Origin of the sequence: Sphaerisporangium sp. NPDC051011 (genome assembly GCF_040653595.1) — a bacterium.
Classification (GTDB): domain Bacteria; phylum Actinomycetota; class Actinomycetes; order Streptosporangiales; family Streptosporangiaceae; genus Sphaerisporangium.
This window is the reverse complement of the sequence record NZ_JBFAGG010000012.1, coordinates 35,591-47,183: the sequence shown is the minus strand read 5'-3', so window position 1 is coordinate 47,183 and position 11,593 is coordinate 35,591. Positions and strand designations below refer to the sequence as shown.

The window sequence follows — 11,593 nt, the reverse complement described above, 5'->3', positions numbered from 1 at the left end:
AGGTCGGTAGTTTGCTGGACAGTCCAGCACGGGACTACCGGTTGGCCGTCTTCAGACATCGTCGGATTCTGCGTCATGACGGAGCACGACTCCGTCTGCTCAGCCAGGCGCAGCGCTGGCGTTCCGTCGAGTCGGGGCACCCCAGCCGGGTGGGGGGTTGGACCCGGGAGGGGCCTGGACACCCAGTAGACAACGGAACTCCGCGCTCGCCGCCGACGGGACGGATCCGGTCCGAAGGGTCGTCCGGGCCCTCTTCCCGTCCCGTGCCGCAACGCAGCGTGGTTCCTGGGCGTGACCCGTGCCCAGGGATCACCATGCGCGATCCTCCGCCGCGCCGCCCCTGCGGTTGGAGCGGTGCCCGCCGGGCGATAGCGTTCGGGGGTCACCGAAGGATCCGCGAGAAGAGACACCGCACCTGTGGCCCAGCGAACGGTGCAGCAGCACGAACGGACGCCGGCCGTCGCCGGCGGCCCGCCGCCCCCGCGCGTCCTGGCGCGGATCGCCGCCTCCCTCGCCGGGGGAGTCCTCCTTTACCTCGCCTTTCCGCCGATCGGGCTGTGGTTCCTCGCCCCGATCGGCATCGCGTCCCTCACGCTGGCGGTGCGCGGCCTCCCCGCGCGCCGGGCCGCGTGGGTCGGTTACCTCGGCGCCGTCGCGTTCCTGCTGCCCACGCTGGCGTGGGTGCGGCCGATCGGTGACGACGCGTGGCTGGCGCTGGTGGCGATCGAGAGCCTGTTCTGGGGGGCTCTGGCCGCCGGCGCGGCCCTGGTCACGCGGCTGCGCGGCTGGCCGCTGTGGGTCGCCGCCCTGTGGATCGCCCAGGAATGGCTGCGCGGCCGGTTCCCCGTCGGCGGGTTCCCCTGGGCACGCGTCGCGTTCAGCCAGGGCGACACGCCCTTCACCCCGTACGCGGCCCTGGGCGGCGCCCCGCTGGTGACCTTCGCGGTCGTGCTGTGCGGCACGCTGCTCGCGGCCCTGCTCACCGCCCTTGCCCCGCGCCTGCCCGCCCTCGCGCGGCGCGCGCGCCCGGCCGGGGGGACGCCGCCCTGGCCGGCCGCCTGCCTGTCGGCGGGCGTGGTCGCGCTGCCCTTGGTGGGGTCCGCGGTGGGGTACGCGCTCCCGCGGCAGCAGGGCGCGCCATCCGGCACCGTGCGCGTCGGCGTGATCCAAGGCGACGTGCCGGGCCGGGGCATGGGCTTCCTCGGCGACCAGCCCGCCGTCGTCCTGCGCAACCACGCGGACGAGACCCACGAGCTGGCCCGGGCCGTGCGCGAGGGCAGGATCGCCAGGCCGGACATCGTGATCTGGCCGGAGAATTCCACCGACATCGACCCCTACCGCGACGCCTACGCCCGCGAGGTGATCGACGCGGCCGTGCGCGACATCGGGGTCCCGGTGCTGGTCGGCGCGGTGGTGCGCCACCCCGACGGCGAGCACCGCATGACCCGGGGCATCGTCTGGGATCCGGCGAGCGGCCCCGGGGCGTTCTACGACAAGCGCAGGCTCGTCCCGTTCGGAGAGTTCGTCCCCTTCAAGGATCTGCTGTCCAAGTTCATCGCGCGCGTCAACCTCGTGGGCCTGCAGTCGCTGGCCGGCACCCGCGACGGCGACCTGAAGATGGGCCCGGTGACGGTGGGCGCGGTGGAGTGCTACGAGGTCGCCTTCGATGACACCGTCCGCTCGACCGTGCTCACAGGGGCCACGCCGATCGTCGTGCAGACCAACAACGCGACCTACGCCCTGACCAACCTGCCGCCGCAGCAGCTCGCCATGTCACAGCTCCGCGCCGTCGAGCACGCCCGCCCGGTGGTCATCGCCGCCACGACCGGCATATCCGCCTACATCGACCCGGCCGGCCGGGTGCGCTGGCGCACCGCCGAGCGCGTCAAGGACATGGCCGTGATCACCGTGCCGCTCCAGACCGGCCGCACCCTCGCCACGCGGGTGGGCGCGCTGCCGGAATGGGTACTGTCGCTCATCGGGGCCGGCGCCGTGGCCCTCGCCCTCGCGCGGCGGCGCGCCCCGGGCGCGGAAGGCGGACAGGGCACACGAGGCCCACAGGACCCGGAGGAACCGGAAGAAGAGGACAGGTGATGGAGGAGCGCACCCTCGGACGGGTGCTCGTCATCGTCCCCACCTACAACGAGCGCGAGAACCTTCCGATGATCGCGGCGCGGCTGCGGGCCGCCGTGCCGGACGTCCACCTCCTGGTCGCCGACGACAACAGCCCCGACGGCACGGGCGACGTCGCCGACGAGCTGGCCGCCGCCGACGATCATGTCCACGTCCTGCACCGCCCCGGCAAGCAGGGGCTCGGCGCCGCCTACATCGCCGGGTTCCGGTGGGGGCTGGCCGAGGGCTACGACGTCATGGTCGAGATGGACGCCGACGGATCCCACCGGCCCGAGGAGCTCCCCAAGCTGCTGGAGGCCCTGGCGGGCGGCGCCGACCTGGTGATCGGGTCGCGCTGGGTGCCCGGCGGCGAGACGGTCAACTGGCCGGTCGGCCGCGAGTTGCTGTCCCGGGGCGCCAACACCTACGCCCGCCTGATGCTCGGCGTGCCCGTGCGCGACACCACGGCGGGCTTCCGGGCCTACCGCGCCTCGGCGCTGGAGAAGATCGGGCTCGACGACGTGCGGTCGGAGGGCTACTGCTTCCAGGTGGACCTGACCCTGCGCACCGTGCGGGGCGGCTTACGCGTGGCCGAGGTGCCGATCACCTTCGTCGAGCGGACGGCCGGGGCTAGCAAGATGAGCCGCGCGATCGTCGCCGAGGCGTTGTGGCGGGTCACCGTGTGGGGCGTCTCCGGCCTGCCGGGCCGTGTCCGCGGGACGCGCTGACCCCGCTGGCCCTCGCCGGTGCGGGCCCGTCCGGGCGGCGCGGGGAACCATCCCGGCCGTTTCGGGCGTTGTACGTCCCGAGGTGCACGAGGTGCCCCGAGATGATGGTGGAGCCATGCTGCGTGTCGCGTTGTTCATCGCGTTCCTGGTCGTGCCGGTGCTGGAGATCTGGGCGCTCATCCAGATCGGCGAGGTCATCGGCGGCTGGCAGACGGTCGGCCTGCTGATCCTCGACAGCATTCTCGGGGCGTGGCTGGTGCGGCGGGAGGGCCGCCGCGCGTGGCGGGCGCTGAACCAGGCCCTGCAGTCCGGCCGCATGCCCGACCGTGAGCTCGCCGACGGCGCGTTGTTGGTCACGGGCGGCGCGCTGCTGCTCGCCCCGGGCTTCCTGACCGACGTCGCCGGGTTCGCCCTCGTCCTGCCGTTCACCCGCCCGGCGGCGCGCCGGGCGCTGGCCTGGTTCCTGGGGCGGCGGGTGCGGGCGATGGCGGCGAGGTCGCCGTACGGCGCGGTGTTCGGGGGCGGGGGATTCGGGGGCCCGGGGCCCGACGGGGCCGCGCACGGCTCGTCCCGGGTCGTCCGCGGGCAGGTCTTGGAGGAGGAGGGCGCGGACGGCCGGGCATGAGCACGGGCGGGCTCGAGAGCCATGAGTACGGCCGGGAAGGAAAGGCCGGACATGACGAACGGCGCCCCCGGTCACCCGTGCGGGTGAACCGGAGACGCCGTGCCGGCCTCTATCGTGCCTGTTTCGAGAGGTCAGGCGCTCCTGCGCCGCTGTGCCCGGAGGATCGCCAGGCGCTCGTTGAGCACCTCTTCGAGGTCTTCGATCGTGCGGCGCTCCAGCAGCATGTCCCAGTGGGTGCGCGGCGGCTTGGCCTTCTTCTGCTGGGGCTGCTCGGCGTCGACTCTCAGGGCCGTGGCGCCGCAGTTGCGGCACTCCCAGGTCGCCGGGATCTCCGCCTCGGCGGCAAGGGGAACGTCGAAGTGATGGCCCTTCGGGCAGGTGTAAGGCACCTCCTGACGCGGGGCCAGATCGGTGTTGCGGTCGTTCTCGTAGCTGGTGGCTCCGAGCCGGGTTCCGCGAAGTGCACGCTCGCCCATATTTCAATGCCTCCTGAGGGCCCCGTTCTGAGGGGTGGGTCTCCACGGCTTACAACGCTTGATACCGTGGATGGATTCCCACCCTGGGGGTGATCCAATCGCGCTTTCCGTATGCCGCAAAGGTGATCTTTCGGCATCTCCCCGACGGCGGCGCCCCCAGGCGGGCCGGCGCTAGAGGTGCGCGGGCGCCTCGTTGCCCGCCTCGCGCACGGCCCTCGGCAGGTTGACGGCCACCAGCAGCGCGAATCCCAGCACGAAGAAGATCATCAGCGACAGGATCGCCACGCGGTAGCTGTCGGTGATCTGCAGGGCCACCGTCAGCGTGAGCGATCCGAGCAGGGCCGACCCCTTGTCGCTCACCTCGAACAGGCTGAAGTACTCCGCCTCCCGGCCCGGGGGGATCACCAGCGAGTACAGCGACCGCGACAGCGCCTGCGTCCCGCCGAGGACGATCGCGATCAGGAAGGCGATGGCGTAGAACTGCACGGCCGCGCCCTTCTCCAGGAAGTACGCGACGCCGACGACGCCCGTCCACACCACCAGGCTGGCCAGCACCGTGCGCTTGGTGCCGAACCGCGAGCCGAGCCATCCGAGCAGCAGGGCCCCGCCGAACGCCACGAACTGCACCATGAGGATCGCGGTGATCTGCACGTCCTTGCCCAGATCGAGCTCCTGGTCGGCGTAGGTCGCCGAGAACGAGATCACCGTCTGCACGCCGTCGTTGTAGATCAGGTAGGCGAGCAGGAAGTGCAGCGTGCGCGGGTAGTGGCGCAGCCCGGCGACGGTGCGGCCGAGCTGGCGGAAGCTGCCGCCGACGGCCTGGGCCACCGTGGCGTCGTGGCCCTCCACCGGGCGGTTGCGCAGGCGCAGCATCGGGATCACCGTGAACAGGGCCCACCACAGGCCCGCCGAGGCCAGGCTGATGCGCACCGCGAGGCCCTCCTCGATGCCACTGCGCTGGTACAGGTACAGGTTCACGGCCAGCAGCAGGAACCCGCCGAGGTACCCGAACCCCCAGCCGCGCGAGGACACGGCGTCGCGCTCGTCGGCTCCGGCGATCTGCGGCAGGAACGAGTTGTAGACGACCATGGCCGCGCCGAACGCCACGTTGGCCGTCACGAACAGCGCCCCGCCGAGCACGTAGGCGTCGCCCGCGACGAAGTAGAAGCAGAGCGTCGCCGCCGCGCCGAGGTAGGCGAACAGGCCCAGCAGCTCCTTCTTGCGGCCCGTGTGGTCGGCCAGCGCCCCGGCGACCGGCATGACGATGATCTGCAGGACCACCGAGATGGTCACGATCGCCGAGAAGTACGCCTTGGCGCGCATGTCGAAGCCGAGGAAGGCGACGAAGCCGTTCTCGCCGCCCGCAGCCTTCTCGGCCAGCGCGGTGAGGTACGGGCCGAGGAAGACCGTGATCACCGTGGTCTGGAACCCCGAGTTGGCGAAGTCGTACCAGTACCAGCCCCACTGCTCGCGCTTGCGCGCCTTCGGGGTGTCCTCGGCGACGATGGACGTGGTCATCGGGGGTCTCCTGGCCTCGAAACGGGGGTGAGGGGGGCCGGTGGAAGGCGTCAGGCCCGCGCGGCGGGCCGCCGGGGGTGCCACTGGCCCCGGGCGCCGAGGACGTCCCTCAGGCCCGAGATGTTGTCGGTCATGATGCCGTCCACCCCGAGGTCCAGCAGGCTCTCCATCTGGCGGGGCTCGTCGACCGTCCACACGTGCACCTGCATGCCGAGCGCGTGGGCGGTGCGCACCAGGGCGCGCGTCGTCACCCGCATGCCGCGAAAGCCCACCGGCACCTGCGCGCAGGGGACGCCGAGCCGGGCCAGCCCGCCGAGCAGGCGGCCGTACCCCGAGCCCATGGCCGCGGCGCGCAGCCTGGCGACCCCACGCGGGCCGAGCGCCGAGCAGACCGGGCGGCCCACCGCCATGCGCGCCCTGGCCAGGCGCATGTCCGAGAACGACGTCAGGCACACCCGGTCGTAGGCGTCGGTGCGGCGGATCGCCTCGGCGAGCGGGCCGATCGCCGGGGCCTCCTTGACGTCGACGTTGACCCGCACGTCGGGCCAGGTGCCGAGCACGTCCTCCAGCAGGGGGATCTCCTCGACGCCGCCGATGCGCGCCCGGCGCACCTCGCGGTAGGGCAGCGCGGCCAGGCGGCCGTGGCGGTCGGTCACGCGGTCCAGAGTGTGGTCGTGGAAGGCGAGCAGCACGCCGTCGGACGTGGCGTGGGCGTCGGTCTCCAGGTAGGTGTACCCCAGATCGACGGCCCGGGAGAACGCGGCCATGGTGTTCTCGCGGCCCTCGGCGGCCCCGCCGCGGTGGGCGAAGGCGAGCGGGCCCGGGTGGTCCAAGAACGGGAAGCGGCGCTGCACGACCAGGAGTATCCCCTGTGTAAGGCTGTCAGGTCAGCGTACCGAATGAACATTTGGGTTACGAACGGACACGAAACGTGCGGGGCGGCGGGCCCGGCGGGAGGCTCAGCCGGCGGACGGGGCCCCGGCGGCGGCCCATTCCTGGCGGCGGGCCTCGGCGAGCACGATGGCCCCGGCGACGCCGACGTTGAAGGAGCCCACCCGGCCGACCTGCGGGATGTAGACGACCTCGTCGACGGCCGCGAGCACGGCGGGGGAGCAGCCGTGGTCCTCGCTGCCGAGCACCAGGCACACGTCCCGGTCCAGGCGGGCCTGGTGCAGGGGCACGGCGTCCTCGGTCAGCTCGACGGCGATCAGGGTGTAGCCGTCGTCCTTGGCGGCCCGCACGGCCTCCAGGGCGGGGACGGCCTCGTGCCAGGAGACCAGCCTGTCGGTGCCGAGCGCGGTCTTCTGCACCTTGGGGTTGGTGGGCGGGGTGGCGTTGCCGGCCAGCCACAGCTCGTCGGCGCCGAACGCCGCGGCGGTGCGGAACAGCGAGCCGACGTTGTACGGGCCCGTCACCGACTCCAGGATCAGCGAGAGCCGGTTCGCGGTGCCGCGCCGGTAGGAGCGGTTGAGCCGCTTGACGTCGGTGGGGCGCAACTGCCTGCGGGTGCCTGCGCTCATCGGGCGTTCATCGCTCCTCGTCGGTCGCGGTGTCGGTGGTGGTGTCGGTGGTGTCGGTGGTGTCGGTGGTGGCGCCGGTCGCGGGGCCGGTGGCGGCGTCGCGGGGGCCCGGCCGGGCGTCGACCTTGAGCACGCGGTAGGCCGACCGGGACGCCACCCGCGTGACCGGGTGGCCCTGGTCGCCGAGCCAGCGCTGCAGGGAGTCGGAGCCCAGGTGCTTTTGCACGACCAGGTAGGCCGAGCCGCCGGGGATCAGCCGGTCGAGCCAGCGGGTCAGCATGGCGTGCAGGGCGGGCTTGCCGATGCGGATCGCCGGGTTGGACCAGATGGCCGAGAACCGCACCTGCGGCGGCACCTCGTCCACGTGCACCGACCTTACTTTGTCAAGGCCGGCGGCCCGGGCGTTGCGCGCGCACAGCTCCACCGAGCGCCGGTTGACGTCCACCGCCCACACGGTCGCCTCCGGGGCGCGCGAGGCCATGGTCAGCGCGATCGGCCCGTACCCGCAGCCGAGGTCGAGCAGGTCGCCGCGGGCGGGCGGTGGCGGGACCGTCTCCAGCAGCACGCGCGTGCCCGGGTCGAGACGGCCGGGGGAGAAGACGCCGCTGTCGGTGGCCAGGCGCAGATGCAGGTCGGGCAGGACGACCTCGACCGTGCCCGGCCGGGCGGCCGCGCCGGGCCGCTCCTCGAAGTAATGTGCCCCCGTGGACTTGGACGTCACGTGCAGAGACGTTACCAACCGCGGGGGCCTGGTCGATCCCGCGGCGCCGGCGGGCCCGCGCGCCGGTCAGGGCAGGCGCGTCCCGAGCAGCATCGCGGCCCCGGCGACGAGCAGGCCGGCGAACACGCCCGCGATGGTGAAGTACTGGCCGATCTCCTTGTTGACCACCCGGTAGCCCAGCGAGGTGCCGATCTGGCTGTAGACGTCCCGCAGCTCGTCCCCGGACTCGGCGCTGTAGGCGCGCCCGCTGGTGCCGTCGGCCAGGGACTGCAGGGTGGCCTTGTTCACCGGCACCTGCACGTCGCGGCCGTCGATGGCGACCGTGCCGTCCGGGGTGCCGTAGGCGATGGTGGAGACGGGCACGTGGGCCGTCACGGCGGCCTGGACGGCCTCGTTGACCGACCGGCCGGAGGTGTTGTCGCCGTCGGACAGCAGCACGATCGCCGCGGGCGGCGGGTCGGTGACGGCGCGCTGGTCGAAGGAGCGGACCGAGTCCAGCGAGTTGAACACCGCCTCGCCGATGGCCGTGCCGGGGCGCGTGGTGAGGTTGCCGATCCCGGTGATCACCGCCTGGTGGTCGGTCGTGGGCGAGATGACCACCACGGCCGAGCGGGCGAAGGACACCAGGCCCACGTTGAACCGCTCGGGCAGGTCTTTGACGAACTGCTGCGCCGCCTGCTTGGCGGCCACCAGGCGGGTGGGGGTGACGTCGGCGGCCTCCATGGACAGGGAGATGTCGACGGCGACGATGATCGTCGCGCGGTCCCTGGGCACGCGCGTGGCGTCCGCCGGGCGGGCCGCGCCCAGCACCAGCAGGCTCATCATCACCAGGAACAGCGCGGCGGGCACGTGGCGGCGCCAGCCGGGCCGCTCGGGGGCGACCAGGCTCAGCAGGGCGAGGTTGGTGAACCGGACGGCGTACCGGCGCCGGGCGAGCTGCGTGAGCACGTACGCCCCCGCCATGAGGGCCACCGCCGCGAACAGCCACAGCCAGCCGGGAGACAGAAAGATCACGCGCCTGCCCTCCTGACGGCGTGCCGCCCGGCCAGGTGCGCGGTGCGGCGGTATCTCAGGACGTACTGGACGATGTCGTACACCCAGTCGCGGTCGGTGCGCAGCACCAGGTGACCGGCCCCGCAGCGGCGCAGCGCGCGCCGGGTGGCCTCGCGGTGGGCGTGGGCGGCCTCGGCGTAGGCGCGGCGGACCTTCGCGGTGAGGTGGACGTCGCGCGTCCGCCCGGTCTCGGGGTCGGTGAGCACGACCAGGCCGACGTCGGGGAGCTCGAGCTCGCGGGGGTCGATGACCTCCACGGCGAGCACCTGGTGGCGGGCGGCGAGCCGGCGCAGGGGCCGCTCCCACGGGCGCTCGGTGGCGACGTCGCCGCCCTCGCCGAGCTCCAGGAAGTCCGACACGACCACGCGCAGGCCCCGTTTGCGGTGCGCCCTGCCGAGCCCCTCCACGGCCTCGGCCAGCGTCGTCGCGGGAAGGGGGGACGGCGTGCCGCGCGGGGCGTCCATCAGCGTCTGGAGCAGGGCGTACATCGCGGCGCGGCCGGTCCGCGCCGGCAGGCGGTGGACGTGCCCGTCGTGCAGGACGTGCGCGCCGAACCGGTCGCCGACCCGGCTGCTGAGGAAGCCCAGCGCCCCCACGGCGGCGACGACCAGGTCGCGCTTCTCCATCGCGGCGGTGCCGAAGTCCATGCTGGGCGACATGTCGGCCAGGGCCCAGGTCTCCAGCTCCCGGTCGGCCACCAGGTCGCGGACGTGCGGGACCGTCGTGCGGGCGGTGACCGCCCAGTCCATGCGCCGCACGTCGTCCTCCCCCGGGACGTACACGCGGCTGTCGCCGAGCTCGCTGCCCGCGCCCGGCAGCAGGCCCTGGTGCTGGCCGTGCAGCAGGCCGTCCAGGCGGCGCACGACGGTCAGCTCCAGGCGCCGCAGGGCGTGCTCGGGGTCGCGTCCCGATTCGCCGGGCGGCCGGGCGTCCTCGGATGCCTGCGGGGCCGTCACCGCTGGGCCTGGTTCCAGACGACGAGCGGGGGCGGCACGGCCGAGAGGATCTGCCGGACGACGGACTCGGGGTCGACGCCGTCGGCCAGGGCGTCGAAGGTGAGCATCAGGCGGTGCCCCATGACGTCCGCGGCGACGTCGCGCACGTCGTCGGGCAGCAGGTAGTCGCGCCCGCGCAGCAGGGCCAGCGCGCGCCCGGCGGCGACCAGGCCGAGGGTGGCGCGGGGGCTGACGCCGACCTCGATCGCCTCGGCCAGCTCGCGCAGCCCGTACTCGGCGGGGGCGCGCGTCGCCATGACCAGGCGGACGACGTAGTCGGCGACGAGCTGATGGACCGACACCTGGTCGGCCAGCTTCTGCAGGGACATCAGCCGCGACGGGTCGAGCACCCGGCCGGGCAGCGGCGGGGAGACGCTCATGCGGTGGAGGATCTCCAGCTCCTCGGTCGCGGTCGGGTGCGGGACCCGCACCCGGAACAGGAACCGGTCGCGCTGGACCTCCGGCAGCGGGTAGACGCCCTCGGACTCGACGGGGTTCTGGGTGGCGAGCACGATGAACGGCCGGGGCAGCGGGTGGGTGCGCCCGGCCAGCGTGACCTGCCGCTCGGCCATGACCTCCAGCAGCGCCGACTGCACCTTGGCCGGGGCCCGGTTGACCTCGTCGGCCAGCAGGAAGTTGACGAACACGGGGCCGAGCTCGACGTCGAAGCTCTCGCTGGAGGGGTGGTACACGCGGGTGCCGACGATGTCGCTCGGCACCAGGTCGGGTGTGAACTGGATGCGGGCGAAGGTGCCGCCGACCACCGTGGCCAGGGTCGAGGCCGCGAGGGTCTTGGCGACGCCGGGCACGCCCTCCAGAAGGCAGTGACCGCGGGCCAGCAGCGCCACCAGCAGCCTCTCGATCATGTGCTCCTGGCCGACGATCACGCGCCGGACCTCCGCGATGGACTGCTGGAGCAGACGGAGGTCCGCGTCGGCGCCGTCGTCCGGTCCGGATCCGTCACTGCGTTCTTCCGCAACGGTCATGCGGCCATTCCATCAAACACGGCCCAAAGGTGCACGGCACCGTCACGGTGAGCCGGGTGTCTTGGTGTGCTTTCATGTCAACCGTGGCCACTCCGCTGCAGTACGGTGACCCGCCCCGGCTGGGGGCGTACGTCGTGCAGGCGCGGCTGCAGGCCCTGCCCACCGGGTTCGTCTACCTCGGGCAGGACTCCGACGGCCGCGTGGCGTCGATCGCGCTGCTGACCCGCGGCGCCGCGCTGGACGCCGCGGCGCGCGAGCGGTTCCTCATGGCGGTACGCCAGGCCTCGCCCGCGCGGGGCGGCGTGCGCGGCTGGCTGGGCCGTGCCCGCGGCCGGGGGTCCGCGGGCGCGCCCCGGGTGATCGCGATGGACGGCGGCGCCGCGCCGTGGGTGGCCGTGCCGTACGTCCCCGGCGGCCCGGGCGCGGCGTGGTTCCTGGAGTCGGTGCTGGTCACCGGCACGCTGATCGGCGAGACGCACGGGCCCGACTTCGTGCCGTACTGGCTGGGCGACCGCGCGCCGGCGCTGCCGGTGCCGCCGCCGCCCGCGCCGCCGCCGACCGAGACCCGGCGGGCGGTGGTGGTCGCGCTGTCGGCGCTGGTCGCGCTGCTGACGCTGAGCGGGGCCATCCTCTGGCTGATGCTCGGCCGCCAGGACGAGACCATGCCGCCCTCCCGGCCGCTGCCGAACACCTACTTCCAGCCCACGCCGCCGCCGGTGCCCTCGCCGAACGACACCCTCAAGCCGTGGCCCTCCCCGTCCCCGGACGATTCCGGCACGACGCCCCCGGAGCCCGGCGAGCCGCAGCAGGACATCTGACCGCACCCCGCTCCTCGGACGCGCGGTCCGTCACATGGCGA

At 73.5% G+C, this 11,593-nt stretch carries 11 protein-coding genes and 1 pseudogene; 4 read left to right on the top strand and 8 right to left on the bottom strand.

Annotated elements, in window-relative coordinates:
* Positions 1–417: 417 nt before the first annotated feature.
* The 3 genes from lnt (at position 418) to AB0H21_RS26515 (ending at position 3,465) form a co-directional block, all read left to right on the top strand.
* Positions 418–2,094 carry an apolipoprotein N-acyltransferase gene (gene lnt / locus AB0H21_RS26525; protein ID WP_358521496.1) on the top strand — a complete coding sequence of 559 codons (1,677 nt, stop codon included), beginning with the start codon at positions 418–420 and terminating at the stop codon, positions 2,092–2,094.
* Positions 2,094–2,840, top strand: a complete 747-nt coding sequence (locus AB0H21_RS26520; protein WP_358521493.1) for a polyprenol monophosphomannose synthase — start codon at positions 2,094–2,096, stop codon at positions 2,838–2,840. Before lnt ends, AB0H21_RS26520 begins: the two co-directional genes overlap by 1 nt.
* 115 nt (positions 2,841–2,955) lie before the next feature.
* Positions 2,956–3,465 carry an FxsA family protein gene (locus tag AB0H21_RS26515; protein WP_358521490.1) on the top strand — a complete coding sequence of 170 codons (510 nt, stop codon included), beginning with the start codon at positions 2,956–2,958 and terminating at the stop codon, positions 3,463–3,465.
* A gap of 131 nt (positions 3,466–3,596) precedes the next feature.
* Here the strand turns inward: AB0H21_RS26515 and AB0H21_RS26510 are convergent, their stop codons facing one another.
* The 8 genes and pseudogenes from AB0H21_RS26510 to AB0H21_RS26475 form a co-directional block, all read right to left on the bottom strand.
* Positions 3,597–3,941, bottom strand: a complete 345-nt coding sequence (locus AB0H21_RS26510; protein ID WP_358521487.1) for an RNA polymerase-binding protein RbpA — start codon at positions 3,939–3,941, stop codon at positions 3,597–3,599.
* Positions 3,942–4,112: 171 nt separating this feature from the next.
* Positions 4,113–5,459 carry an MFS transporter gene (locus tag AB0H21_RS26505; protein WP_358521484.1) on the bottom strand — a complete coding sequence of 449 codons (1,347 nt, stop codon included), beginning with the start codon at positions 5,457–5,459 and terminating at the stop codon, positions 4,113–4,115.
* A 50-nt stretch (positions 5,460–5,509) separates the two neighbouring features.
* The gene (locus tag AB0H21_RS26500; RefSeq protein WP_358521481.1) at positions 5,510–6,313 is read right to left on the bottom strand and encodes a glycerophosphodiester phosphodiesterase; all 804 of its coding nucleotides are present in this window, start codon (positions 6,311–6,313) and stop codon (positions 5,510–5,512) included.
* 105 nt (positions 6,314–6,418) lie between these two features.
* Entirely contained in the window at positions 6,419–6,979 is a 561-nt protein-coding gene (locus tag AB0H21_RS26495; RefSeq protein ID WP_358521478.1) for an RNA methyltransferase, read from the bottom strand.
* Between the two features lie 109 nt (positions 6,980–7,088).
* Positions 7,089–7,700 (bottom strand): annotated as a pseudogene (locus AB0H21_RS26490) (methyltransferase); the annotation flags it as partial.
* A gap of 66 nt (positions 7,701–7,766) precedes the next feature.
* On the bottom strand, positions 7,767–8,714 hold the full coding sequence (locus AB0H21_RS26485; RefSeq protein WP_358521475.1) for a VWA domain-containing protein: 948 nt from the start codon (positions 8,712–8,714) through the stop codon (positions 7,767–7,769).
* Positions 8,711–9,709 (bottom strand): DUF58 domain-containing protein, encoded by a 999-nt coding sequence (locus AB0H21_RS26480; protein WP_358521473.1) that lies wholly within the window; start codon positions 9,707–9,709, stop codon positions 8,711–8,713. Before AB0H21_RS26480 ends, AB0H21_RS26485 begins: the two co-directional genes overlap by 4 nt.
* The gene (locus AB0H21_RS26475; RefSeq protein WP_358521470.1) at positions 9,706–10,734 is read right to left on the bottom strand and encodes a MoxR family ATPase; all 1,029 of its coding nucleotides are present in this window, start codon (positions 10,732–10,734) and stop codon (positions 9,706–9,708) included. The genes AB0H21_RS26480 and AB0H21_RS26475 overlap by 4 nt, the downstream gene beginning before the upstream one ends.
* A gap of 74 nt (positions 10,735–10,808) precedes the next feature.
* Here AB0H21_RS26475 and AB0H21_RS26470 point away from each other — a divergent pair, with 74 nt between their 5' ends.
* Positions 10,809–11,552 carry a hypothetical protein gene (locus AB0H21_RS26470; RefSeq protein ID WP_358521468.1) on the top strand — a complete coding sequence of 248 codons (744 nt, stop codon included), beginning with the start codon at positions 10,809–10,811 and terminating at the stop codon, positions 11,550–11,552.
* Positions 11,553–11,593: the final 41 nt, after the last annotated feature.